The organism is Bifidobacterium intestinale (genome assembly GCF_023656765.1).
Taxonomy (GTDB): domain Bacteria; phylum Actinomycetota; class Actinomycetes; order Actinomycetales; family Bifidobacteriaceae; genus Bifidobacterium; species Bifidobacterium hominis.
Genome location: NZ_JAMOKR010000001.1, coordinates 272,743 through 297,670, shown reverse-complemented (window position 1 = coordinate 297,670; position 24,928 = coordinate 272,743). Strand labels below are relative to the sequence as shown.

The window sequence follows — 24,928 nt, the reverse complement described above, 5'->3', positions numbered from 1 at the left end:
TTATTGCAACCGATTACCGTTCAGCCTTACCGATTCGGCTTGCTGATCAGCCTACTGATACAGATGGCCTCCCTGTTCGCGGAAACGCTCGCTCATTTCCTGCATGCCGGCGGCAATGGTTTGTGCGTCGGCCACAAGCTTCTCTTGTGATTCGGCATTGCCGAACTTTTTGCGAATATTCTGACTGATGGCCATGGAGCAGAACTTCGGACCGCACATCGAACAGAAATGCGCCATTTTCGCAGGCTCGGCCGGCAAAGTATCATCATGGAACGCGATGGCGGTGTCCGGATCGTAGCTCAGGTTGAACTGGTCAAGCCAACGGAATTCGAAGCGTGCCTTGCTTATGGCATTGTCACGGTCGATGGCATGCGGATGATGCTTGGCGATATCAGCCGCATGGCAGGCGATCTTGTATGCGATCACACCTTGCTTCACATCGTCCTTGTTCGGCAATCCAAGATGTTCCTTCGGCGTCACATAACACAGCATTGCAGTGCCATAGCGGGCGATTTCCACACCGCCGATCGCCGACGTGATGTGGTCGTAGCCGGGAGCGGTGTCAGTGGTGAGCGGTCCAAGCGTATAGAACGGCGCATCCTTGCAGATCGCCTTCTCCATTTCGATGTTCATGCGCACGGTGTCGAACGGAATATGGCCAGGTCCTTCGATCATCACCTGCACGTCGTGTTCCCATGCGCGCTGGGTAAGCTCGCCCAAAGTCATCAGTTCGGCGAACTGTGCCGCATCGTTCGCATCGGCAAGCGATCCCGGACGAAGTCCATCACCCAGTGAGAACGCCACATCGTATTTGGCGAAGATTTCACACAATTCGTCGAAATGCGTATACAGGAAGCTTTCCTGATGATGCTGCAAACACCATTCAGCCATAATCGAACCGCCACGCGAAACGATGCCCGTCATGCGGTTCGCCGTCAATGGCACGAAACGCAGCAGCACACCGGCATGAATCGTCATATAGTCCACACCCTGCTCGCACTGCTCGATCACCGTGTCGCGGAACAGTTCCCAGCTGAGCTTGGAAGCGTCATCCTCCACCTTTTCGAGTGCCTGATACATTGGCACGGTGCCGATCGGCACGGGGGAGTTGCGTAGAATCCATTCACGCGTAGTGTGAATGTCGTTGCCGGTAGACAGATCCATTACGGTGTCAGCACCCCACTTGGTGGCCCACGTGAGCTTCTCCACCTCCTCGTCAATAGACGAAGTGACCGCCGAATTGCCCATATTGGCGTTGAGCTTGGTAAGGAACTTCGAGCCGATGATCATGGGCTCAGCCTCAGGATGGTTGATATTGCAAGGCATGACGGCACGTCCTGCGGCCAGTTCGCTGCGCACCAGTTCCACGCTGCAATGCTCGCGTTCCGCTACATAGCGCATTTCCGGCGTGATGATGTTGTGGCGCGCGTACCACATTTGCGTCACCGGATGATCCTTGGCCTTCATCGGCTTATGCTGGCGGCCGCGCCATTCCTTGGAAGCCTTGCCACGCTTGATGGCGCGTTTGCCGTCATCTTCCAGATTGCGTCGACGTCCCTCGTATTCTTCGACGTCACCGCGGTCAAGAATCCAATCCAAACGCAGGGGAGCGAGTCCCTCTTTCGGATCGCATTTCGGTCCTTCGGTGTTGTAGTCCTTGAATGGCGCGTTCGGTCCGACGCCAGGAGTGTCAGACAGTTTGATTTCGGTGTATGGCACTTCCAGATCGTAGGAGCCGAATTCGTTTTCGAAATGTACCGGCGTGGTTTTGCGGATATGCGCTTTGTCGCGCTGTTTGGAATCGCGTGCGGCAATGTCGACGCGCTGCTGCTTGGCGAGCTTGGATGCGGCCTTGGCTTCCTTCGCATTGGTGAACTTCTTTTCACCGGATGCGCCGTCGGCTGCGTTGCTAGGGCTGATTTCCGCTGTGTTCTGGGCTTTCATGCGCGGTGCGTATCCGTGCTTCGTGTCGCCACGTACGGCTTTCCAACGCGTTACCATATCGCGGGTTGTGGCTTCCGGATCATCGGCTCCTGCAATCGCGGACACCACGAACCAGCCTGCCGCCTTTGAACGCGCCAGCATTTCCATATCATCTGCGGTCACGCCACCGCCTACCACTACCGGAAAACCACTGGCTGAACAAATGGTGTTGATCTGCTCTTTGTCAAGCGTGCGACCGGAACCGTCATTGCCGCCTACGGACGCTTCCGGCTTGGTGACGGAAACATGCAGCGGCGCCGCACCGATATAGTCGATGCAGCCATTGGGCAATTCGTTGATGAGTCTGACCAGGCTTTCTGTCTCCGCCGACAATCCCACGATGGCGTCTTCGCCGAGCAGCGTGCGGGCTTCACGCGGTTCCATATCGGTCTGTCCGATGTGCACGCCGTCAACCTTGATGCCTTTGCTGCGGGCCTGCCAGACCACATCCACGCGGTCGTCGATCACGAATGCCACGGAATCTGACTTGTTGTTGTCTTCGATGATTTGCGCGATATCACGCGCCATGTCGGTAAGGTCCTTCGCGTCGGCGTCTTTGGCGCGCAGTTGGATAAAGCTTGCGCCCCCGCGCAATGCGTCATCGATGACGTCGGTGATCGGTCGACCTTTGCAATCCTGTGGGCCTACCACAAAATAGGCGCTCAGGTCGAAGCTGTCTCGCATCGACGCATACGGATAATTGTTCATGATTCCCCCTTGATTATGCTGTTTTGGGTTGGGAAAATTTGATTCCGTCAGTAAATGGATACGCTGACATGCCTCGTATTCTTGGATACACGGGATAGAAAGCGAAATTACGCTTGATGATTTCGCGATGCAGGTTGTTTTGCCGACGCGTCTGTTGCGTTGACTTTTACGGATGCCGATTGACGCTGGAAATGCGTGTGCACGATGACGCTCATTCTTCGCTCCCTACGATGGTGTTAACCAACAGGTTCAAAGGGTCAGGCATTCGCCTATCTCAGCTCCGTTGAGGAGCCCCCCTGCTTTAGGTGTTGGCTACGAACCTACGCCCTGCACTGGACGTAGCCTTTCGCCGAAGCCCATAGGTGAGTCAGACCCGTCGTCACTTTCGCATGCATCGTCTTCATCCGTATCACGCCCCACCGCGCATCTCATGGCAAAACTCTCCTTGCAGGCTAAGCTATACCTCAGTTCAATGCATTGCGTATGAAAGAGGTTGACTACATGTTGGAGACGGAACGGCTGACATTGAGGGCTTGGACTGAAACAGATGCGGAAAGCTTGTACGTCTATGCGAAAGATCCGGATATCGGACCTATCGCGGGCTGGCCCGCACACCGATCGAAAGAAGAAAGTCTCAATACGATTCGTCATGTGCTCAATGGCAAGGAATGCTGCGCGATTTGCGAGCGCGGCAGCAATAACCCCATTGGCTCGATTGAGTTAAAGCTTAATGGTCATACGGGTATGACGGATCGTGATGATGAGTGTGAGTTGGGTTACTGGTTGGGCAAGCCTTTCTGGGGGAGGGGTTATATGCCGGAGGCAGCTAGGGAGATTATCCGTCATGGTTTTGTTGATCTTGGTATGAGTGCGATTTGGTGCGGTTATTATGATGGCAATCTGAAGTCGAAGCGGGTGCAGGAAAAGGTTGGTTTTGTCTATCATCACACGTGCGATGAGGTGTCGGTGCCTCTTATGCATGAGGTGCGTGTCGAGCATGTGAATATCCTTACCAAATCACGTTGGCAAATTTTGGCTGCCCGCTGATCGTGTCGGAAGCCAAGGCTGCAACAGGTTAACTGGCGATGTTTTGATGTGGTGATTGGGAGTTCAATGGCACTTACGGTCACACCGCCGAACATGCGAAATATTTCGCTAGCCGCAGACGATGATTGTGCAGAGGATTGCGAAAGGCATGCGGAATCACGGCATGAGTTGCGTTGAGTTCGTATATAATCGCAACGAGTGTGAATGACTGCAAGGAGGCTGCCATGACTGTGCCGCAACGAGTGCTTGACACTATGAATTCCGGATTGATCTATGCCTGCGATGACGAAGAGATGATCAAAGCGCAGCAGGAACAGATGGAACTACTGTACGACTTTAACGCGACCCGCCCCAGTCAAATGACGCAACGTATCGAAATTGCACGCCAACTGCTTGGCGAATTCGGCGAGGACGCCTATATCGAACCGCCGTTGCATGCCAATTGGGGATGCAACACGTATTTTGGTGCATATGCTTACGCCAATTTCAACCTCACGTTGGTTGATGATGGTGAAGTGCATATCGGCGAACATACCATGATCGGCCCGAACTGCACTATCGTTACCACCGGCCATCCGATTCGTCCTGACCTGCGCGAGAAGATCACACAGTATTCTCTGCCGGTCACCATCGGCCGCAATGTGTGGTTGGGTGCCAACGTTACCGTACTTCCTGGCGTCACTATTGGCGATAATTCGGTGATTGGTGCATGTTCGCTGGTTACCAAAGACATTCCCGCCAACGTGGTCGCATTCGGCCAGCCGTGCAAGGTGTATCGCGAAATCGGCGAACATGATGACGTCTACTATTGGCGTGACCGCATGATTAACCCGCCCTACGATCAGCGGCATTCGGTTGCATAGACATCATCGTCCTCCTTCATGAACTTATGATTCGTCAACCGTGGTAAACGCGCGGGCGTGAATATGTATGTCCGGAGCATATATTTAGATAATTGTCTAAATAAGAAAATATCTAAATATTCAGTATCGTAAAGGAGGAATGCATGGCAGGAGAGGGGTTCAAAGCGCTCTCCGATCCCACGCGACGGCGCATTTTGGAATTGCTGCGCGAACGTGACATGACGGCCGGTGAGCTCGCGGAACAATTCAACATGAGCAAACCATCGATCAGCCACCATCTGACCACGCTGAAAACCGCGGAACTGGTAACCGACGAACGGCACGGGCAAAACATCATCTACAGTCTCAACACCACGGTGATGCAGGATCTGATCGGATGGTTCATGGGGTTCATGGACGGCAATGAAAACAATAAGCAAACGGACGGTCAATAAAGGAGAATCTTATGTGCGGGAACAATCTGGATGATTCCAAAAAAGCTTTCGATAACAACATCAACAATGCTGAAAGCGTGAATAAGAATGATTCGAGGGAGAAGATCGCTCCAATCAGCCGCAACGTGTGCATTGCACTTGTTGTGCTGTGCTTGGTCAATGTTGCCGCACATCTTGCTTGCTACAGTCGACTTCCCGAAAACGTGCCGATTCATTGGGGTGCCGACGGTTCGGTCAATGGCTACGGTCCGAGAGCCATAACGTTGATTCTTGATATATTGCCGTTACTGTGCTTGGGACTTTTCCTCATCATCCCGAAGATGGATCCCAAGGGAGAAAGCTACATGAAGGCCAGCGGACTGTATCGTGGATTCGTCATCGCGTTCACGCTCATCATGTGCGGCATCACATGGTTCACCGAAGCCACCGCATTCGGCGTGATCCCAGCTACCGGTGGTCCTGTTGGGCTTATCGTTTGCGTGGTGCTGGGAGCGTTGTTCGTCGGCGTGGGAAATTACCTTCCGCGCATGCGCCAGAATTACACCTTCGGCGTCAGAACGCCTTGGGCTTTGGCTGATGAAACCAATTGGAAACGCACGCAGCGTGTAGGTGGCATCTCTTTCATGGTGTTGGGAGTGTTATTGGTCGTAGCGGGCGTCGTCAGCTCTGTCGTGCCTGTGAGCGACGTGCTCATGGCCGCAATTATTGCGACGATAGCGGTTGGCGCAGCGCTCGTTCCTTCTGCGTACAGCTATCTGCTGTTCCGCCGTAGCCGGAATTCGCAGTAACGCCAAAGCAATACTGAGACGCTCTTCGGAACTCCTCCGGGGTGCGTCCCCGAGCTTTTCCCGACGCCGTCTGATGTTCCAGTGCGCGATGTACGCGTCGGACTCGCCGCCGTAATGCTTCCTGCAACCGTCACACATAATGAAACCGCACCTTCGGTCATCGAATCTGAATTTCTTCAGTCCAACAATCGGGGTGCGGTTCACATGTGTGCGGCCCGGCCTTTTTGCTAATTCAGGTGTTCGTTTTGAAACAGTCAGAAATTCATGCCCAAGGATTTCAGATCACGACGCGCCTGATCGGCATCGACGAACTGGAATGCATGCATGCCCACAGCCTGCGCTCCAGTGACATTCTTCGCGGTGTCGTCGAAGAACACGCTGGATTCCGGCTTAAGATTGAAACGGTTCAGCGCCAGTTCGTAGATGTCGGCATTCGGCTTGTGCATCTTTTCCACGCCAGACACGATCGTGCCCTGCAGCAGCTCGCCCAGCTGGGGGAAACGCTCGAAGGCGAAATGGAACGTCTCATGCGACCAATTCGTCAACCCCCACACTCCGTAGCCTGCAGCCTTTAAATCACGCAGCAGCTGTTCCATATTCGGAATCATGCGGGGGAGCGCATCGTCGTAGCGTTCGATGTAATCGCGGAAGATCTCGGCGATCTCCTCACCCTGCTCGCGTACCACGTCGGGATAAATGTCTTCGAAATCTTCGCCATGGTCCATGCGATCCTCATAATCGTAAAAACCGCACGGATCATTATCCGCGCAAATACGGTCCACAACTACCTGAGGGTACCTGCCTTCAAGGCATGCGCGCGTCTGCCAGTCAATGAGCACGCCGCAAAAATCAAAGACCACATCGGTGACGTTGGCACTGGGGGAGGTCATGAAAATCCTTCCTGCAAAAATATGGATCGGCAACGTCAGTGTAGCGCAAAGTCACCGACGTTGGGGCTGGTGTTCAGTAAATTTGTTACACAATTAAAGTAATTGTAAAAATGCAGGCTGAATACCACGGATAATATCGCTGGCGATGATCGGATGGCCGATTTCTCCGAAATGCTGTTTTTTGGAATGACCATAGATTTGCGGACGATGCCATCCACGCTGTTCGGATTGCGATGCGATCGCTCCCGCAAGACCATGCACGTAGGCGCCGGCAGCCACGACTTCGGGAACCAATGCCGGATCCTCGGCAAGCATGTCGTCCTGCTGTGCGAGCAGGGCTCCCAACATGCCGGCGAGCACGTCACCCGATCCTGCGGTAGACATCCATGCCGGTGCGCGACCGGAAAGAATCACACGCTCATTGCTTTTGCCATCCGTGCCTACCACCATGGTCACCGCGCCCTTCAGCAATACGGTCGCGCCGGTCAGCTCATGGAGTTTACGGGCGCAGGCAAGCGGCTGTGCCCGTACCTTGTCGACACCGACTTCGTTTTCGTCCAGCCGGGTCAGCATGCGGGCCAGCTCTCCGACGTGCGGGGTGACGACCACCTGAGCCGGCACCTTGTTCGGTAGCAGGTCCAATGCTCCGGCATCCACCACGATTGGCGGCATATCCAATGCGTTTGCATGCTTGGCGTCGTCACCGTCTTCGGAGTCGACTTCTTGAGGCAACGCATAGTGCTTCAGCAGCGCGGCTATGGTTTCGCGCTGGATGTCGGCATCGGCGGCTTCGTCATCACCTGTGGGAACGCCGGAGCCAACCACCCATGATTGTACGCGTCCCTTGCCGATCACAGCTTCAGGCAACGAGGAAAGAACCATATCTTGCGTGCGCTGTGGGCCAAGATAACGTACCATGCCCGTATTGGTGCGCGCCGCGGCAGTGGAAGACAACACGGCCGCACCTGGGTAACGTGCGGAACCTGTCACCAATCCGACTACTCCACGTGAATATTTGCCGTCCGAAAGCTGCGGCAGACGGATTGAATCCGTTACGAAATCACCGTCCGTCATTTCGGTTGCGGGAACGCAATCATCAATATCGAAACCGAAATCGACCAAGGTGAGCCGTCCGCATGCGTATGAGGCGGGCGGCACCATCGCGCACGGCTTCATCGCACCGAACGTTACTGTCGCATCGGCTGGGATATATGGTCCCGGCAGCGAACCGTCATTCACACCAACGCCGGACGGCGTGTCGATCGCCACAACAAGCGGTAGGTCGGAGGAGGGTTCATTGTTCGGCAGGGCGGGCTTGTCGGGAAGTTCGCCGTCGAATCCCAAGGAGGATGCGATGGTGCCTGCGATGCCACGCAATGCGCCGCTTACGCCGATGCCGGCCATCGCGTCGATGATTACATGGGATCCTTGGGCGTATTCGACGGCGGCCTGCAGTCGTTCTCCGGCTTCGCCCGCGGAAAAACCCGTGGCGCATCCGGGTATTTCCGCGGCTGGGTCGAGTGCGAGAACGCGGCCTCCGGCGTGCACAAACGCGCTGAGAGCCTCCTCGTGCAGGGAGCGACCCACGGCGATCGCAGTGACGTGCGCGCCTTCGTTTGCCAATTCCGCGCCGGCATACAGGCCGTCTCCGCCATTGTCTCCCGCGCCTACCAGCAGGGTCACGCGAGCATCCTCGACGGCGAGATCCTCGTCGTCGAGCAGTGTCATGGTCACGTGGGCCGCCGCCGAAGCGGCCATGCGCATCAGAGGCACGCCGTCGTCAAGCAGCGGACGTTCCAGCTCGCGCACGGTATCGGAGTCGTAAGCGCTGTACAGTAGTGTCTGCAAACGGTCGGCGTCATCGGCGATGTCCATAACGTTCCCTTCCTCGTCGTTTATGAGCAACAATCCCTACTGTAGTCGTAATATTGGGAGTCAAGGGTTTTTCGGCGTGGAATGGAGGCTGATATGGCATATATCGAAATGCAGCACAGTTACAAGCGTTACCAAATGGGTTCCACCACCATTACCGCGAATGACGATGTGAACTTCGGCATTGAGAAAGGCGAATTGGCCATTATTCTGGGCGCTTCGGGCGCAGGCAAGTCGACGGTGCTGAACATTCTAGGCGGCATGGACACAAATTCCGAGGGCAGAGTGGTCATCGACGGGCGTGACATTTCCAACTACTCTCCGAAACAGTTGACGGCTTACCGCAGAACGGACATCGGCTTCGTGTTCCAGTTCTACAATCTCGTGGCGAATTTGACCGCGAAGGAAAACGTCGAACTTGCTTCGCAGATTGTTTCCGACGCGCAGGATGCCGTCAAAGTGTTGGAAGATGTTGGTCTTGGCGATCGTGTCGACAATTTTCCCGCGCAGCTTTCCGGCGGCGAACAGCAGCGCGTGGCCATCGCCCGTGCCGTTGCGAAGAATCCGAAGATTCTGCTGTGCGACGAGCCGACTGGCGCGTTGGATTACAACACCGGCAAGCAGGTGCTGCAGATCCTGCAGGATATGAGCCGTAAGAAAGGCGCAACCGTGGTGATCGTGACCCATAATTCAGCAATCGCGCCAATCGCGGATCGTGTGATCCACATGCATGATGGCAAGGTCACCGCCGTCGACGTCAACGAGCATCCGATGGACATAGCGGAACTCGAGTGGTGATGTCGCGACACGCGGTGCGACACTCGATTTGCGAAGACGTGCGAAGCGTGTAATATATGTGACTTGTGCACGGAAGCAATTCCGTACGGGAAGCACATTCCTGCGTAGCTCAGTTGGCAGAGCATCCGACTGTTAATCGGACGGTCACTGGTTCAAGCCCAGTCGCAGGAGCGCAGTTTTAGGAGTTTTCCTGATTTTTTTCAGGAGAAGACTTAAAACGGGAAAAATATTCCTGCGTAGCTCAGTTGGCAGAGCATCCGACTGTTAATCGGACGGTCACTGGTTCAAGCCCAGTCGCAGGAGCCACATGAAAGCCCTTGGAAATCAAGGGCTTTTTGTTACTCCAACGAATCAAGCACGTCGTCAATCAGCGTGCGCTCGTGCGATCCATCGGCTTTGAGTCGAGGGAAGCGTCGCAAGGCATTGGCGGGACTCGCGCCGGCCGCACGCGCCACATTCGATTTCGATTCGCCGTGGGCCAAAGCCGTTTCCGCAAGACGATCCACCAGCGAGTCCGACACCTTGCGAATCTGCTCGGCAACCCACAACTGCGCCAGTTCGGGGGAGAGCGCGTAATCGTCCTGCAATTCGCTTGATGCCTCCTGCACGGCCGCCCACAGCACCATAAAAGGCTTCTGATAGTAGGTGATCCGATCGTAGTCGGACTCGCTTTCCAGCTGCTGCAACGCTTTGCGCTGTGACGTGTTATCGCTCATGCGTTCCATCGTATGCCGCGACACGCCCCGAAGCCTGTGGATAACCCATCCTCCGACCACAGGGCCGTTTCAGCTGGACAATCCAATCACCATACTGTCATGCTGGCAATTCACCGCAGCGCAGCGCAACAAAGCAATAAAGCGGCACAGCAACGTAGCAACGCGAAGGAGCCATCATGAACGAACATGAATATCGTCGACGAATTCAACGGAACAGAATCGTCCAAGAGGAAAAGAAACGCATTCGCCAGCAGTTGCGCCAAATTATGGTCGTATGCGCGCTGGCGTGCGTCATGCTGCTCTTGTGCTGCCTATGGTCGGCTGAACCGACATATGCGAAAACGAATTCTGGTAGCGCGTCCGGATCCTGCGTAGCCCTGATGCGATGGCCGTTGAACGGCGCGCAGATAGTTGGCAAGTATGACGCGCCGAAACAACAGTGGCTTCCAGGACATCGGGGCCTTGACCTGCGCGCAGACCCTCAGGAAGCCATTATCGCGCCAGCGGACGGCGTGATCGCCTTCAGTGGCAGCGTGGGAGGCAAAGCCGTGGTCACCATACGGCATGGAGGCAGCCTTTCCGGACTGACCTCGACGTTCGAACCAGCCAAAGCGGAATGCGATGTCGGCGCACATGTTGCGAAAGGGGAGCGTTTCGCGCATGTGGAGGGCGAATCTGACCATTGTAACGATCATTGCCTGCATTGGGGAATCAAATCGGAAGGACGGCAATACACCGATCCGGAAAGCAAAACCCGGACGGTGCGAATCGGATTGAAAGTTCTATGAAACAGGAGTCGACAGAACCATCGGTTTTGTCCATACGTCGTGGCCTCGCCGAAAAAAGTGAAGCTCTCAGGCTATGATGCTGCATGTACGATGATTACGCAGGGGAGAAATGCCATGTACAAGGAATACACGCGGCCTTTGGAACAGCAGATTGACACAGACAAAAATATTTTTTCGGTGCTTGAGGAACGAGCGAACCGTACTCCGAACGATTCCTTGGTCGAATACAAGAATGAGCATGGCAAGTGGGCGTCGTTCAGCGCCACCGAGTTCCGAGACAAGGTCATCGCCATCGCCAAAGGCCTGATCGCCCAGGGCATCATGCCTGGCGACTCGGTGTCCATCATCGCCCACACTTGCTGGCAGTGGACTGCGCTCGACGTGGCGATCATGTCGATCGGCGCTCTCACCGTTCCCGTGTACGAGACGAATTCGCCCGCGCAAGTCAAAATGATCTTCAACGACGCCAACGTCAAAATGGCGTTCGCGGAAGATGACGCGCAGCGCGACAAGATCGAATCCGTCAGGAGCGAATGTTCCGATCTTGGTGACGTCTATGTCATCGGACTTGGTGCGATCGACACGATGATCGAATACGGCCATGCCGTGTCCGACGCCGAATTCCAAGAGCGCGAACATGCAGTCAAAGGCTCGGACCTCGCCACCATCGTGTACACTTCCGGCTCCACAGGAACGCCAAAAGGCATTGAGCTCACCCATTCCAATTTCGTGTTCATTACCTATTCGGGCATCAACTCCATGCCCGACATCGCGATGAAGTCGAACCGTCGTCTGCTGCTGTTCCTTCCGCTGGCACATGTGTTCGCCCGCTACATGCAGTTCTTCTGCTTCGCCGGCAATGTTTCGCTTGGCCTGTCAGGCAACCTGAAGACGATCCTGGCTGATTTCAAGGCGTTCAAGCCGACGTTCATCCTTGCCGTGCCGCGAATCTTCGAAAAGATCTACAATGCGGCGTCGCAGAAGGCCGGAGCCGGCCTCAAAGGACGTATTTTCGCAGGTGCCACGCAGGCGGCGCGCGACTGGTCGCATGCGCAGCAGTCAGGCGAAGGCATTCCGGTCGTCTTGAATCTCAAACATGCGTTGTACAACAAGCTGGTGTACTCCTCGATTATGGACGTGTTCGGTGGTCATGTGGAATACGCGGTTTCCGGAGGCGCTCCGCTTGATTCATCCATCGCGCATTTCTTCAATGGCGTCGGACTGCCGCTGCTGGAAGGCTACGGCATGACCGAAACCTGCGCTCCGTCAAGCGTCAATCCGACCTCCGGATACAAGATTGGCACCATCGGACTGCCACTGCAGGGCGTGACCATGGGCGTCGACGAAGAAGGAGAACTGTGCATCAAGAGCCCGGCCGTATGCGCCGGCTACCACAACAATCCCGACGTCACCAAGCAGCAAATCGTCGACGGCTGGCTACATACCGGTGATCTTGGTTCCATCGACGATGAAGGCTTCGTCTCCATCGTCGGACGTAAGAAGGACCTCATCATCACCGCCGGCGGCAAGAACGTCTCCCCATGCGAGATGGAAGCGTCGATCATGACGTCGCCCGTGGTGAGCCAATGCGTGATGATCGGCGACCGCAAGCCGTTCATCGCGGCCATCATTTCGTTGGATCTTGGCGAAACGAACGCATGGCTTGCGTCGAAGGGCGCGGAATGCGTAGTATCCCTCGAGGAGGCCTCCCGCAATCCGATCGTGCACGCCGAAGTGGAACGTGCCGTCAACAAAGCCAACGAGCTCGCATCCCGCGCCGAATCGATCCGTAAGTTCGAAATCGTGCCGGACGAATTCACCGAAGAAAACGGCTTGGTCACGCCGAGCATGAAGGCACGCCGTCAGGCGGTGGTCGACCATTACCGCACGCTGATCGACACAGTCATCTACGTTCCAAAGAACAAGTAAGCGCCAATTATCGCAAAAAAGCGTTGACTGCAATATAAAAAGCTGGTTTCCGTCGAATTGTTACGACGGAAACCAGCTTTTTATATTTCTTGTTCGGATTTCGTATGTTTGATGATCCGGATTATCTCGTATCAGCCGGATTACAGTCCTGCGTCGGCAAGCGAGATATATCCCGGTTCGATCAGCGTTTTCTTCAGATTGTTGGCGCTGACCGCAAGCGCCTCTTCTTGGATGGTCGGCACTTTCTTGTCTTTCATGGCTACGGATGAGATGAATGTCAGCTTCGCAAGCTTGCCCGACGTGTTAAGCTGCACGCAGGTCCGTGCAATGTCGGATGCCAAGGTCTTGCGATTTTCCAAAGCGGTCATCCACTGTTTGCCGTTCACGATATTCGGCATGGAGCTGACGTAGGCGCCGTAGCCGGTGATGATCGGCCATTGCGAGTTCTGCTCGTCAAGGGAATCGCTGGTATCTTCCGTATCGGAATCGCCGTCATCGGATTTAGGCGCCTGCGCAGGATCGGGAACGGATTGTTTTTTCAGGTCTTTCTTGCCGGTGATATTGTCCACGATGCCGGAAATGGTGATGGATGGGTTGATGTCGGCCGCCGAACCGGTATAGCCAAGATCGTTGAGCTCTTCGGAAACATAGCCGGCCACATAATCATTGCAGGAGATGATGCCGTCGATACGGGTATGACGCGATGTGTCCTTGTCCATGCCGAGACGTTCGGCGAGTGTGGATTTGATCCGTTCGCTTTTTGCCGCGTCGAACGCCACGGACGCCCAATCGGATTCCGTACTCGACGAGGTCAGCGTGCCGGATGGGGAAACGGCTTTCCCTTCTTTGAAATACGGTCCGAGCACTGACCAAATGCCTTTGAACACGTCTTGCGCGAAAGTCGCGTCCGCTGTGCTGCCGCTTTCATCGGCGGCATCGTAGGGGAGCAGCACTTCGATATGCTTCGGATTGTCGGAGCTGGTTTTGTCGAGTTCAAGTTTGCTGACCAGCTGCTTGGCCTGCAGCTGTCCGACTTGTTCGGCCGTAGTCATCGGTGCGTACACATCCGGAATGAAACCCTGCAGCGTGTTCGACACTAACACGACCTTCATACCCTCGTTTTTAGCGAGCTGCAATGCGGAAACCAAGCGTTCCGCGGATTGGGCGTAATCCTGGGCGTCTTCGTCGGAGGAGTTCCCATTCCATGTGATGGCGTGCGACGCGTAGTCTCCATACTGGCGGTCGGATTCGGTGGTGTCGGCCACCGGCGCTACCACCAGCGTGGTTTTGTCGGAGGAATCCGCATCGTCGCCGGTACTGTTGACGTGGTCCACCACATAATCCTGCACGCTTTGGCTTTGTTTGTCGAGGCTCGACGCCGTTTTGACGGTGATGTTGGAACCTTTGACGTTGTTGTCTTTCAAAGATGAGACTATTTCCGGCACTAGTTTTTCCCATTTGCTCAAAGGCGTCTGCTGGGAGATGGTGATGCCATCAGAAGGGGTGAAGATCACCACGTTGCCGGCATCGACGGTAGTGGCGGTGCCGGCGGAGTCCGCTTCATGCGATTGCGTTTCATTGTCGGACGCGCAGGCGCCCATGGCCGTGATGAGCGAGATCGATGCCAACAGTGCGAACAGATGTTTCGTCACGGTCGTGCGGTGCAGTGTCATGCCGTTTCCTTCATGAAAATCGAATGATGATTCCTATGCTGAGCTCCGATTGTAATATCTGGACGTCAAAAAGGGCTGGATATGCGTGTGAACCATACGTATCCAGCCCTTTGAGTCTGCTGTTGGACGTTCAGCCAAAGGTTATTCGGCTAAGAATCATTCAGCCAGAGCCTTGGCGAGATTTTCGTCCAAAGCGTTCATGAAGCCTTCGGTGTCAAGCCAGGCCTGATCCGGACCAACGAGCATGGCGAGATCCTTGGTCATCTGGCCGCCTTCAACGGTGGACACGATGACTTTCTCCAATGTTTCGGCGAAATGCTTGACTTCCGGAGTGTTATCCAAGTCGGCGCGGTGCTTGAGGCCGCCGGTCCAAGCGAAAATCGATGCGATCGGATTGGTGGAGGTCTTCTCGCCCTTCTGCCAACGGCGGTAGTGGCGGGTCACGGTGCCATGCGCGGCCTCGGCCTCGACGGTCTGTCCGTCAGGGGTCATGAGCACGGAGGTCATGAGGCCGAGAGATCCGAAGCCTTGCGCCACGGAATCGGACTGCACGTCGCCATCATAGTTCTTGCAGGCCCAAATGTAGCCGCCATGCCACTTGAGGGAACTGGCCACCATATCATCGATCAGACGATGCTCATAGGTCAGGCCCGCTGCGGCGTACTTGTCTTTGTATTCGTTTTCGAACACTTCGGCGAACGTATCTTTGAACTGGCCGTCGTAGGCCTTGAGAATCGTGTTCTTGGTGGAAAGATACACCGGATAGCCGCGCATCAGACCATAGTTGAAGCACGCGCGGGCGAAACCACGGATGGAATCGTTCACATTGTACTGCACCTGGGCCACGCCGCCGTCGGCGCCATAGTTGTACACGACATGCTCGATCGGCTCGGAACCATCTTCCGGAGTGAAGGTGACGGTGAGCGTGCCTGCCCCCGGAACCTTGAAATCAGTGGCCTTATACTGGTCGCCGAACGCATGTCGGGCTACCACGATCGGTTTGGTCCAGCCGGGAACCAGACGCGGAACGTTGCTCATCACGATCGGCTCGCGGAAAATGGTTCCGCCGAGAATATTGCGAATGGTGCCATTGGGGGACTTCCACATCTTCTTCAGGCCGAATTCCTTGACACGCGCCTCGTCCGGCGTGATGGTGGCGCACTTCACGCCGACATGCTCACGCTGGATGGCCTTCGCCGCGTCGACGGTCACCTGATCGTCGGTAGCATCGCGGTTTTCGATGCCGAGATCGTAATATTCGAGATCCACGTCGAGGTACGGAAGGATCAGGCGATCCTTGATGTCTTTCCAGATGACGCGGGTCATTTCGTCGCCGTCGAGTTCGACGACCTTGCCTTCGACCTTGATTTTGGCCATGTGTTGTTCTCCTGTCGGGATTGAAGGTGATAAGTTCCTGTCTTATAACGAACGTGTTAACGATACCTGTTAATGTCCAAAAAACGGGGTGGCGGCGGGTGACACGCTCTTGCATACTGTCATTGCTGAGCATTAGCCTTGAAAGCATGTCTCAGGAAATTGAAATCGGTTTGGGCAAGAAGGGTCGTCTGGCGTACTCTCTGGACGACGTTTCCATCGTTCCCTCCCGTCGTACTCGCGATCCGCAGGATGTGTCCACTTCTTGGCAGGTTGACGCCTATGAATTCGATGTGCCGGTCATCGGCGCGCCGATGGATTCGGTGACCAGCCCGGCCACCGCCATCGCCATGGGCAAGATGGGCGCTCTTGGCGTGCTCGACCTCGAAGGTCTGTGGACCCGCTACGACGATCCGCAGCCGTTGCTTGACGAAATCGCCGAGCTGCCGGCTGAAAGCGCGACCGAACGTATTCAGCAGATCTACGCCGAGCCGATCAAGCCGGAGCTCATTGTCGAGCGTCTGCATGAGATTCGTGACGCCGGCGTCACCGTTGCGGGCGCACTGTCTCCGCAGCGCACGCAGGACTATTACTCGACCGTTCTCGAAGCGGGCGTCGACCTGTTCGTCATCCGTGGCACGGTCGTCTCCGCCGAGCATGTCTCCCAGGATCACGAGCCGTTGAACCTGAAGAAGTTTATCTACGATTTGGATGTGCCCGTCATCGTCGGCGGCGCCGCCAATTACACCGCGGCCCTGCATCTGATGCGTACCGGCGCGGCCGGCGTGCTTGTCGGCTTCGGCGGCGGCGCGGTGTCCGCGAACCGCAACACCATTGGTGTCCATGCTCCAATGGCCACCGCCATTGCAGATGTGGCCGAGGCACGTCGCGACTATATGGATGAGTCCGGCGGCCGTTACGTCCAAGTGATCGCCGACGGCGGCATGGGTGACTCCGGCAGCTTCATCAAGGCGTTCGCGCTTGGCGCCGATGCTGTGATGCTTGGGTCCCCGCTGGCTCGTGCCAAGGAAGCTCCGGGCAAGGGCATGCATTGGGGTACCGAAGCCCGGCATCAGACGCTTCCGCGAGGCTTCCGTACGAACGTCGGCACCGTCGGCACTCTGGAAGACATCATGTTCGGACCCAGCCACAATGCGGACGGCACTACTAATTACATTGGTGCGCTCCGTCGTGCCATGGCAACCACCGGCTATGTCGATCTCAAGAGCTTCCAGCGTTGCCCGGTCACGGTCGCTCCGACCCGCTGAACAAGCTTTTCGGTAAAGCCTGAATAACGGTTTGCTGATCCTGCAGTGTCATGCTGCAGGATCTTTTTGTTATGCTTTCTCGGCTGAGAAAGTCAGGTTGGAATGATTAAGCTATACATCGCAGATGAAGCAGCAGAGGTGAGATGAATGGCAGTGCGTAGAAGCGGCGATCCCCGACGTTTGGACCCGTTGTCCGGACGATTCACGGACTACATCGTGATCGATACGGAAACGACCGGATTGAGTGTGCGCAAAGGTGCCAAACTCATCGAAATCGGTGCTGTCAAAATTCATAATGATGAGCTGGTCGACGAGTTCGACCAGCTCATCAACCCGTTCGAACATGTTCCTTCAAGAATCACGGGTTTGACTGGCATCAACGATGGCATGCTGCTCGGCAAACCGGACGTACGCGAAGTCATGGATGAGTTCGCGCGTTGGTGTTCGGACACGGCCGTGGTCATGGCACACAATGCTTCCTTCGACATGTCATTCCTCGACAATGCGGTGCAGCTCGCCTATGCTCAGCAGGACGCGCGTTTCTCGCACCATTTCGTCGACACGTTGGATCTCAGCCGCCGGCTGCATCCGGAAAAACGAAGCCACAAGGTTTCCACCCTTATCGTCGACTACCATATTGCCGACATGGAGGAACACCGCGCATTGTCTGACGCCAAGCAGGAATGGATGCTGTACCGTGCCATGCGTGACGAGGCTGAACTGCTCGGCATGCTCTGACAGTCCGACGTCCGACCTAACGTCGTTCGAATACTTCGACCCGGTATTCGCCTGCGGAATAATGGTCGGTGTTGCGATACTCCGTCGTCTTCTGCTTTTTATCGTTGCTTGATCGTGTGAGATAGTAGATGGTCTTGCTTGACAGGTCATCCAAGTCGCGAACCTGTGTCATGCTGCCATGGAGGGGAGCATAACCACCTCTGCTTGACGCGTCATCCTGCTTCAGGAAATGATAATTGTCGCAATCGTGATAGTAGTAATACGAATCAATGTAAGTGAATTCACCATCGGCAACAACAGCGGACGAACTGTCGCATTGTGTGAATTCGCTGGCCTGAGCGGCATGCGGCGTCAAAGCACGTTCATAGATGTAGTTTCCACGGAAAAGGAAGCTGACGGATCCGCCGATAAGCAATGCGAGGCACAGTATCCACGACAGCCATTTACGCAAGGCATGCTGTATCGAACCATTTTCGGACGGATGTTGGGCGGTGGCTATCCTCACGCAAATCAACGCGAGCGACGCGTACAAGAAAGGTATGAACGGAGTCGCATACCGCACGGTGAAAAAGCCCCAAGGCCAGCAGAACCACCAGTGCGGTAATTGCGTTGGACCAGATGGAACCTGCCGCGCCGACATAATCGGTATGGCCTTTGAAAGCGATTCCCAGAATGATGCCGAATGCCGTTGCAAGCAGCACGCGTGTAGTGAACCCTGCATTTTTCTTATGTTTGAGGAACGATAGGACGGCGAACAGGATCGCGGCCACGACGAGTGCGATTCAATCGTATGCGATGTTTGACATTTTGTCGTTATTCCCTTCTCGAAAAACGATGATGCGTTACGTGAGATACCCCCACGTTCATGTCGGACATCAATCTATCCGCTCGTTCTTCGGCGCAACGCCTTGTGGTTATTGCCGTTTTCTATAGTCGTCTATCAGACGGCAGTCATTCCGAGGCATACAGGCTGACGTTCCAGTGTTCCGCAAGTCGCTCCAAGACGTGGTTGTTTTGCGTTTAGGGAGGGCTCGTTTTAATATGGGACGTCGGATAACTGGCTTCGTATCTGAATTTGTCTGGATTTGTTAGGGCCGGAGGAATTGGAGATTAGACATGGCATTAAGCGCCGCGATTATTCTTGCAGCGGGTGAGGGTACCCGCATGCGTTCCAACAAGCCGAAAGTGCTGCACACTTTGGCCGGAAAGACGTTTTTGAACCGTGTGATGGATTCCGTGGCGGCGCTCGACCCTGAAACGTTGGCCGTGGTCGTGCACTACCAGGCGGAACGAGTCGCCGAAGCGGCCCGCTCCTACAATGAGCGTGTCACCATCGTCAACCAGGATGACATTCCTGGCACCGGACGAGCCGTGCAGTGCGCCATGACGCAGTTGAAGGAGCAAGGCGGGCTTGACGGCTCGGTGCTGATCGCAGCTTCAGATATGCCGCTGCTCGATGCCGACACGTTGAACCAGCTGCTTGCCTTCCATGAGCAAAGCGGCAATGGTGCCACCGTGCTCACCACCATTCTTGACGATCCTACCGGCTATGGCCGCATCATCCGCGACAGCGAAGGCAACGTGCTGCGCATTGTGGAACAGAAGGACGCTAACAGCAGCGAACTGGCTGTGCACGAAGTGAACACGTCCGTCTACGTGTTCGACGCCAAACTGCTGGCTGAAGCGATTGCCAACCTCAAATCCAACAATGCTCAAGGCGAGTTCTACCTGACCGATGCTCTCGAAACCGCCAAATCCAACGGTGCCGTCGGCGCATTCGCAGCCCCCGACCCGTTGAGCGTCGAAGGCGTCAACGACCGCGTGCAGCTTGCGGCGCTCGCCAAAGCCCACAACAAGCGCGTCTGCGAGCATTGGATGCGTGAAGGCGTGACCATTCTCGACCCCGAAACCACATGGATCGAAGATGACGTGCGTATCGAACGTGACGCCGTGATCCTTCCCGGCTGCTTCCTCGAAGGCAGCACGGTAATCGGAGAGGGCGCGCAGGTCGGCCCATACACGACGCTTATCAGTGCGGTCATCGATGCCGATGCCCATGTGGAGCGTTCCCGCGTGCAGGAGAGCCACATTGGCCGCGCGGCCAACATCGGCCCATGGACGTACCTGCGCCCGGGCAACGATCTTGGTGAAGAATCCAAGGCCGGCGCCTTCGTGGAAATGAAGAAGGCACACATCGGCAACGGCACTAAAGTGCCGCATCTGAGCTATGTGGGCGACGCCGACTTGGGCGAGCATACCAACATCGGCGGCGGTACCATCACTGCCAACTATGATGGCGTGCACAAGCACCACACCACCATCGGATCGAACGTGCATGTCGGTGCCGGCAACCTGTTCGTGGCTCCTGTCGAAGTCGGCAGCGGCGTCACCACCGGTGCCGGTTCCGTGGTTCGCCACGACGTTCCGGACGATTCCATGGTCTATTCCGAAAACACACAACATGTAGTAGAGGGCTGGAAGCCCGAATGGGAGCGCTGAATATGCCGGCAGTACAAGATTCCATCGACGCCATCCGCATCGCCGCAGCCGCGGCCGACCGTATGAAGGCCACTGACCTCGTAGCCTTCGACGTCACCGAACCATTGGCCATCACCGACGCGATGCTCGTCGCCACCGCTTCGAACGAACGCCAGGTGCTGGCCGTCGCCGAAGAAATCGAAAAGGACCTGTATCTCAAGAGCGGCAAGCGTCAGCCGCGTTCCCGTGAAGGCTTGACCGAAGGCCAGTGGGTGCTGCTCGACTACGGTGATTTCGTGATTCACGTCATGCATCAGGAATCCCGCGACTTCTACCGCCTCGAACGCTTGTGGAAGGATTGCCCGAGCATCGACCTGCAGCTTGAACATCCCGAGGCTTCCGACGAAGAGACCACGGAAACCGCGGAATAACACGTACGAACATGCCTTCACGTTTGGATGCGGAAGGCATGTTTTCGTATCAGGCGAGATAGTATTCGCAAATTTCATAATCGAGAAAGCAACGGAGAAGGAAGCAGTATGCCTCGAAACGTCGAACTTGAACACAGCGGCACAGTACCGGAGCACGTTCATGCCATCACTCTGGTGCGTCATGGGCGCACCGCCTACAATGCGCAACACCGCTTGCAAGGCCAGATCGACATTCCACTCGACGAAGTGGGCCGATGGCAGGTTGAACAAACAGGCAAGGCGTTGCGTGAACTGTATGTTGACCGTCGTTCCGATATTGCGAAACGGCTGGTTGTTTGTTCGGATCTGGGGCGTGCCGCAGCCACCGCCCATGCGTTCGCGGATCCGCTCGGATTGGAGGTGCATCCGGATGCCCGCGTGCGTGAACGCAGCTTCGGCGACTGGGAGGGCATTTCCGTCGAAGAGCTGGCGCAGCGTTACCCTGAGGATTACCGTTCCTGGGCGGAATTTCGTGGCGGAGAACTCAAATATGGCGCTGAACCCAAAGAGGAAGTGGGGCGGCGTGGCGTCGAAGCGCTGAACGATTGGGCGTTCCGTGCCGGGCGTGACACGGATTTGTATGTGTTCTCGCATGGCGCGTGGATTTCTCAAACGTTGCAGACATTGCTGGGAATGGCTGACGCGCACGGTGATTTCGCCGACATTCTGTCGATGCGCAATGCTCACTGGGTGCGGCTCATTCCATTGGAGATCGGTTCCGCATTGCGTTGGCGTTTGATGGATTACAACCATGGTCCCGCCATTGCTGACACCGAAGAATGGGAACATCCCAACCTGTAGCGGGTCTGCAATCGGTCCATAGCCGGCCGATGCATGGTGTCGAACGCTGCCTGTCATCGTTTTTTCAAGCTTTTCACAGAATCGCCAGTACTTTCATAGCGGAATTAGCTATCGTCAGGGCTTGTGGAAAATTTTTTTAAAGGAATCTCTTTTTCGTCGATTTGCGCGGGTGCGCTGGCGGCGGTCACGTCATTCCTGCTTTCCGCGAAAATCGGTATCGCGGGATCGGTGATTGGCGTGGCTGCGGGCTCGGTTGTTTCCGCGGTTGCCACGCAGGTGTACAAGAACGTTTTAAAGGCGTCGGGGGAGAAGCTCCAACAGGCCGTGCCGTTACCGTCAAGTAGTGATGAGGCTTCGGATGAGCCTGCTGCGGATGAAACGCAGGTGCTTGGCTCTTCCACGAAAGGTGACGAGACGAGGATTATCGGCTCGTCTCCCGTTGCGTCGGATGCCACGATGGTATTGTCCGCCGACACTGTTGCGATTGCGCCGTCCGGCTCGCCGCGCGTCATCTCCTCCGGGCAGGAGGATGAGGATGCGACCCGCACGCTTGGCGATATTGCCGGAGCGGGGGAGACTCCTGTGGTCCAGGACGGGCAGCGTGGTGTCGGTAGCGCTAGCATTGCCAACGGGAAATCCGCTGCTCGTAGCGCACGTGGTGTCCAAGTGCAGCATGCGGGACGGCGTTCCTCGAATTGGTTGCATAGCAAATACGCTCCGGCGATCATCGCATTCGTCAGTGCTCTGGTTGGTGTGGGAGTAAGTGCGGGATTGATTCTCGCTTTCACCGGCGGTCAGGGAACGGATACCGTGGTGCGTAACGTGGTGCATGAGAAGGTTGTGCCTTCGCATGAAAACACTGGCGATTCCGGATCCGGTAATGAGCAGGTTCCTGCGCAGAAGCCCAAGTCCGATTCCACGGATTCGAATGATGAAACCACCACGGATGGCAGCGGCAAGACCACCAGCGGTTCCACCGACTCGCCCACTTCCAATGGCACGTCAAGCAATACCACCAATGGTTCCACGTCCGGAAGCAGTGGATCGTCATCTGATAATTCCAGCAACGGTCCCAGCCAGACCGGAACGGACCCGTCCAACGGTACCGGTTCGAACGGAAGCACGTCCGGCACCACTGGTGATGGTTCATCATCGGGAACTGGAAGTAGTGGCACTGACGGATCGACGGGCACTGGCACATCGGGATCCACCGATGGTACTGCCGGTTCGACAGGAGATGCAAGCAGCAACTAGCGTTACCGGTGCCGTACTTTCCGTGTCGCCCGCATGAGGCGAGATTGCATATTGCGGATTACATATGGCAGTTTCCTAATGCGGGCGACACGCCGAAAGTTGCGTGGTCCATGTCTGTGATGTATCTTATACAAGGTTTGCAAGGCAGACTTTGGGGCTATGGCGCAGCTGGTAGCGCATCTCCATGGCATGGAGAGGGTCAGGGGTTCGAATCCCCTTAGCTCCACAATTATCGAGGGCCACTCCGCAAGGGGTGGCTTTTTTTGTTGAAACGACGCTGTTTCGCGGAAGTGCTTGCCGAACCTCAAAAACGTCTTAAGGTGGTAGAAACCGGTTATAAGGTGGTACGAAGGTGGTAAAGAAAACGGCAACGGCAGGACAGGCAGGTATCTGCTCGCGCTCTACCTCAGCCACGACCTCACTCTGCCCACCGTGCTGTCCCTATCCAGGACGATCGCGGAGAACAAGAACGAATACTATAAGGCGTTCACCGAGGCCGAGGACAAACTCAACAGCGGGGAACTCACGTTCTTCGTATACACCATCCTCGGACTCATCGAACGGGCGCAGGAATCCCTGATCGAGGAGCTCGTCGTCAAAATCGACCAGCTCGACAAGGCGACTGTCCTACGTGACGAGCTACGGAAGGAACATGCGCTGTCCACGAACGCAACCCTGCTTCTCTACGCAGTCATGCAGGAGGAGCTGTTCGACACCACCAAGTCCATGACGCTCGAAGACGCAGGCGGCGACCTCATGCTGACGAAGCAGACGATCCGCAAATACGTGGACGAGCTGGCGGGCGTGAGCCTCATCGAGTTCACAGGAAGACGCCCTCTCAGATTCAGGGCCTCCGAAGCGCTGCGCACGCGCATACAAGCAAAGCGAGAATGGGGGATGGAATGAAATGCCTTTGTGCTTTTTCTGGCAGATACCGTCTGACATACCTAAGCCAGCAAACAAGAATTGTCACATCGCAAAAAGCCCAGGCTAAATCGGAGATGTCTGAATCTGCATAAATTCTTTTGAGAGAAAAACCATCAATGGAATAAAGAAATTCACATACAATATCTAAGCCGAGTACGAATAGCGGCATGCCGTAGGCTTTGTCTTTGAACCCATTGCGAATCAACTCGACGTGCATATCGTCCAGCAAATACCGCTGATGCCAACCCAAAATCAATCCTTTCTTTTCCATGATTGATTGGATAGCAGATGATCGTGGTCTGACGCCTCAACAAAGTGCGGAACAGGTGCATCTTTCCTAAATTTGTGTTCAGATGAGGCACGTATGTGATGTTATTCACGTTGGGTGAACATGCGTTACGGGGTTTCTTGACGTAGTCTGAAAGTATGCCCGCATTCCATGGGCACGCAAACGAAAGGACGTCATCATGGCAGATCTCACCGATGAGATGAAGGAATTCCTCAACAGCAACCTCGCATGGGTGGCCACCATCAGCAAAGAAGGCCAGGTTGATCTCGGACCGAAAATGAGCATGTTCATCATCGACAGCAACCATATCGGCTACCACGAGCGCACCGCGGGCCAAACATACCGTAACCTGCTTGACGGCAGCGATCTGGTCGTCGCGGTCGCCAATCTTGAACAGAAGAAAGGCTACCGCTTCCGTGGCAACGTCGTGCTTCATTCCGACGATGCGATCTATGACGAGCAGGTCAAAGTCGCTGAGGAACGCGGTACGAAAAAGCCGGCAACCATTCCGGTCTTGGAGATTACGGAAATCCAGGATCTCACCCCGGGCGCTACGGCAGGTAAAACCATCGTCAAGGACTGATCAGTTCCATACTGACCTAGTCGAAACGATAACAGCGGAGAACCGCAGGCGGGACAGCATGTCCGGTCTGCGGTTCTCCGCTGTTATCGGAACGGAATATCGCGCATATGCAGCATATCGTTCGCGGCGGTTCGACTATGGATCCCTATACGACAGCTGCATGTATGGGTTGTGGATAAGTGTGGATAAGTGTACGCTCATCCACTTATCCACAGATTTTCTTAAGGAGGTGGCGGGCGAATATTGGTTTCTGCCAT

22 protein-coding genes, 3 tRNA genes, 1 pseudogene and 1 riboswitch are annotated in these 24,928 nt (G+C 55.6%); of the genes and pseudogenes, 18 read left to right on the top strand and 8 right to left on the bottom strand.

Annotated features, from left to right (window positions below; translation table 11 throughout):
* Positions 1 to 51: 51 nt before the first annotated feature.
* On the bottom strand, positions 52 to 2,694 hold the full coding sequence (gene thiC, locus NBH13_RS01255) for a phosphomethylpyrimidine synthase ThiC (RefSeq protein ID WP_099595654.1): 2,643 nt from the start codon (positions 2,692 to 2,694) through the stop codon (positions 52 to 54).
* A 202-nt stretch (positions 2,695 to 2,896) separates the two neighbouring features.
* Positions 2,897 to 2,999, bottom strand: a riboswitch (TPP riboswitch).
* Positions 3,000 to 3,174: 175 nt separating this feature from the next.
* Between thiC and NBH13_RS01250 the strand changes: the two genes are divergently transcribed.
* The 4 genes from NBH13_RS01250 (at position 3,175) to NBH13_RS01235 (ending at position 5,823) form a co-directional block, all read left to right on the top strand.
* Positions 3,175 to 3,738, top strand: coding sequence for a GNAT family N-acetyltransferase (locus NBH13_RS01250; RefSeq protein ID WP_250778575.1), 564 nt, complete (start codon positions 3,175 to 3,177; stop codon positions 3,736 to 3,738).
* 224 nt (positions 3,739 to 3,962) lie between these two features.
* The gene (locus NBH13_RS01245; protein WP_099572020.1) at positions 3,963 to 4,601 is read left to right on the top strand and encodes a sugar O-acetyltransferase; all 639 of its coding nucleotides are present in this window, start codon (positions 3,963 to 3,965) and stop codon (positions 4,599 to 4,601) included.
* 143 nt (positions 4,602 to 4,744) lie between these two features.
* On the top strand, positions 4,745 to 5,035 hold the full coding sequence (locus NBH13_RS01240; protein ID WP_099572021.1) for an autorepressor SdpR family transcription factor: 291 nt from the start codon (positions 4,745 to 4,747) through the stop codon (positions 5,033 to 5,035).
* Positions 5,036 to 5,046: 11 nt separating this feature from the next.
* Positions 5,047 to 5,823, top strand: coding sequence for an SdpI family protein (locus NBH13_RS01235; RefSeq protein ID WP_099572022.1), 777 nt, complete (start codon positions 5,047 to 5,049; stop codon positions 5,821 to 5,823).
* A 254-nt stretch (positions 5,824 to 6,077) separates the two neighbouring features.
* Here the strand turns inward: NBH13_RS01235 and NBH13_RS01230 are convergent, their stop codons facing one another.
* Together NBH13_RS01230 and NBH13_RS01225 are read right to left on the bottom strand one after the other, a co-directional pair.
* A complete protein-coding gene (locus NBH13_RS01230) occupies positions 6,078 to 6,713 on the bottom strand; it encodes an HAD family hydrolase (protein WP_250778574.1) in 636 nt (211 codons plus the stop codon).
* A 93-nt stretch (positions 6,714 to 6,806) separates the two neighbouring features.
* Positions 6,807 to 8,588: a bifunctional ADP-dependent NAD(P)H-hydrate dehydratase/NAD(P)H-hydrate epimerase gene (locus NBH13_RS01225; protein WP_250778572.1), complete on the bottom strand. Its 1,782-nt coding sequence runs from the start codon at positions 8,586 to 8,588 to the stop codon at positions 6,807 to 6,809.
* 93 nt (positions 8,589 to 8,681) lie between these two features.
* On the opposite strand from NBH13_RS01225, the gene NBH13_RS01220 reads away from it, so the two are divergent.
* From NBH13_RS01220 to NBH13_RS01210, 3 genes are all read left to right on the top strand, one after another.
* Entirely contained in the window at positions 8,682 to 9,383 is a 702-nt protein-coding gene (locus tag NBH13_RS01220) for an ABC transporter ATP-binding protein (RefSeq protein ID WP_099572025.1), read from the top strand.
* A 98-nt stretch (positions 9,384 to 9,481) separates the two neighbouring features.
* A tRNA-Asn gene (locus NBH13_RS01215) sits at positions 9,482 to 9,554 on the top strand.
* A 59-nt stretch (positions 9,555 to 9,613) separates the two neighbouring features.
* Positions 9,614 to 9,689 (top strand) — tRNA-Asn (locus NBH13_RS01210).
* A gap of 32 nt (positions 9,690 to 9,721) precedes the next feature.
* Here the strand turns inward: NBH13_RS01210 and NBH13_RS01205 are convergent.
* Positions 9,722 to 10,099 carry a transcriptional regulator gene (locus NBH13_RS01205; protein WP_180753427.1) on the bottom strand — a complete coding sequence of 126 codons (378 nt, stop codon included), beginning with the start codon at positions 10,097 to 10,099 and terminating at the stop codon, positions 9,722 to 9,724.
* Positions 10,100 to 10,275: 176 nt separating this feature from the next.
* On the opposite strand from NBH13_RS01205, the gene NBH13_RS01200 reads away from it, so the two are divergent.
* Positions 10,276 to 10,887 carry a M23 family metallopeptidase gene (locus NBH13_RS01200; RefSeq protein WP_250778565.1) on the top strand — a complete coding sequence of 204 codons (612 nt, stop codon included), beginning with the start codon at positions 10,276 to 10,278 and terminating at the stop codon, positions 10,885 to 10,887.
* A gap of 114 nt (positions 10,888 to 11,001) precedes the next feature.
* Complete coding sequence (locus tag NBH13_RS01195) at positions 11,002 to 12,816, top strand: AMP-dependent synthetase/ligase (RefSeq protein ID WP_250778563.1); 1,815 nt, start codon at positions 11,002 to 11,004, stop codon at positions 12,814 to 12,816.
* 140 nt (positions 12,817 to 12,956) lie between these two features.
* On the opposite strand, the gene NBH13_RS01190 is transcribed toward NBH13_RS01195, so the two are convergent.
* Complete coding sequence (locus NBH13_RS01190; RefSeq protein WP_099572029.1) at positions 12,957 to 14,489, bottom strand: substrate-binding domain-containing protein; 1,533 nt, start codon at positions 14,487 to 14,489, stop codon at positions 12,957 to 12,959.
* Between the two features lie 156 nt (positions 14,490 to 14,645).
* Positions 14,646 to 15,866: an NADP-dependent isocitrate dehydrogenase gene (locus tag NBH13_RS01185; protein WP_099572030.1), complete on the bottom strand. Its 1,221-nt coding sequence runs from the start codon at positions 15,864 to 15,866 to the stop codon at positions 14,646 to 14,648.
* 146 nt (positions 15,867 to 16,012) lie between these two features.
* Here NBH13_RS01185 and NBH13_RS01180 point away from each other — a divergent pair, with 146 nt between their 5' ends.
* Both NBH13_RS01180 and NBH13_RS01175 read left to right on the top strand, forming a co-directional pair.
* Positions 16,013 to 17,131, top strand: a complete 1,119-nt coding sequence (locus NBH13_RS01180) for a GuaB3 family IMP dehydrogenase-related protein (protein WP_099572031.1) — start codon at positions 16,013 to 16,015, stop codon at positions 17,129 to 17,131.
* Positions 17,132 to 17,278: 147 nt separating this feature from the next.
* On the top strand, positions 17,279 to 17,869 hold the full coding sequence (locus NBH13_RS01175) for a 3'-5' exonuclease (RefSeq protein ID WP_099572032.1): 591 nt from the start codon (positions 17,279 to 17,281) through the stop codon (positions 17,867 to 17,869).
* 16 nt (positions 17,870 to 17,885) lie between these two features.
* On the opposite strand, the gene NBH13_RS01170 is transcribed toward NBH13_RS01175, so the two are convergent.
* Together NBH13_RS01170 and NBH13_RS01165 are read right to left on the bottom strand one after the other, a co-directional pair.
* A complete protein-coding gene (locus tag NBH13_RS01170) occupies positions 17,886 to 18,320 on the bottom strand; it encodes a hypothetical protein (protein WP_144171395.1) in 435 nt (144 codons plus the stop codon).
* Positions 18,313 to 18,639 carry a hypothetical protein gene (locus NBH13_RS01165; RefSeq protein WP_250778561.1) on the bottom strand — a complete coding sequence of 109 codons (327 nt, stop codon included), beginning with the start codon at positions 18,637 to 18,639 and terminating at the stop codon, positions 18,313 to 18,315. The genes NBH13_RS01170 and NBH13_RS01165 overlap by 8 nt, the downstream gene beginning before the upstream one ends.
* A gap of 346 nt (positions 18,640 to 18,985) precedes the next feature.
* Between NBH13_RS01165 and glmU the strand changes: the two genes are divergently transcribed.
* The 7 genes and pseudogenes from glmU (at position 18,986) to NBH13_RS01130 (ending at position 24,671) form a co-directional block, all read left to right on the top strand.
* Positions 18,986 to 20,368 (top strand): bifunctional UDP-N-acetylglucosamine diphosphorylase/glucosamine-1-phosphate N-acetyltransferase GlmU, encoded by a 1,383-nt coding sequence (gene glmU, locus NBH13_RS01160; RefSeq protein ID WP_099572034.1) that lies wholly within the window; start codon positions 18,986 to 18,988, stop codon positions 20,366 to 20,368.
* A 2-nt stretch (positions 20,369 to 20,370) separates the two neighbouring features.
* A complete protein-coding gene (gene rsfS / locus NBH13_RS01155) occupies positions 20,371 to 20,778 on the top strand; it encodes a ribosome silencing factor (protein WP_099572039.1) in 408 nt (135 codons plus the stop codon).
* A 108-nt stretch (positions 20,779 to 20,886) separates the two neighbouring features.
* Positions 20,887 to 21,618 (top strand): histidine phosphatase family protein, encoded by a 732-nt coding sequence (locus NBH13_RS01150; protein ID WP_099572035.1) that lies wholly within the window; start codon positions 20,887 to 20,889, stop codon positions 21,616 to 21,618.
* Positions 21,619 to 21,741: 123 nt separating this feature from the next.
* Positions 21,742 to 22,872 (top strand): hypothetical protein, encoded by a 1,131-nt coding sequence (locus tag NBH13_RS01145; protein ID WP_250778559.1) that lies wholly within the window; start codon positions 21,742 to 21,744, stop codon positions 22,870 to 22,872.
* Positions 22,873 to 23,025: 153 nt separating this feature from the next.
* Positions 23,026 to 23,098, top strand: a tRNA-Ala gene (locus tag NBH13_RS01140).
* Between the two features lie 137 nt (positions 23,099 to 23,235).
* Positions 23,236 to 23,778, top strand: a pseudogene (locus NBH13_RS01135) (Fic family protein); the annotation flags it as partial.
* 488 nt (positions 23,779 to 24,266) lie between these two features.
* Positions 24,267 to 24,671: a pyridoxamine 5'-phosphate oxidase family protein gene (locus tag NBH13_RS01130; protein ID WP_099572037.1), complete on the top strand. Its 405-nt coding sequence runs from the start codon at positions 24,267 to 24,269 to the stop codon at positions 24,669 to 24,671.
* Positions 24,672 to 24,928 lie beyond the last annotated feature (257 nt).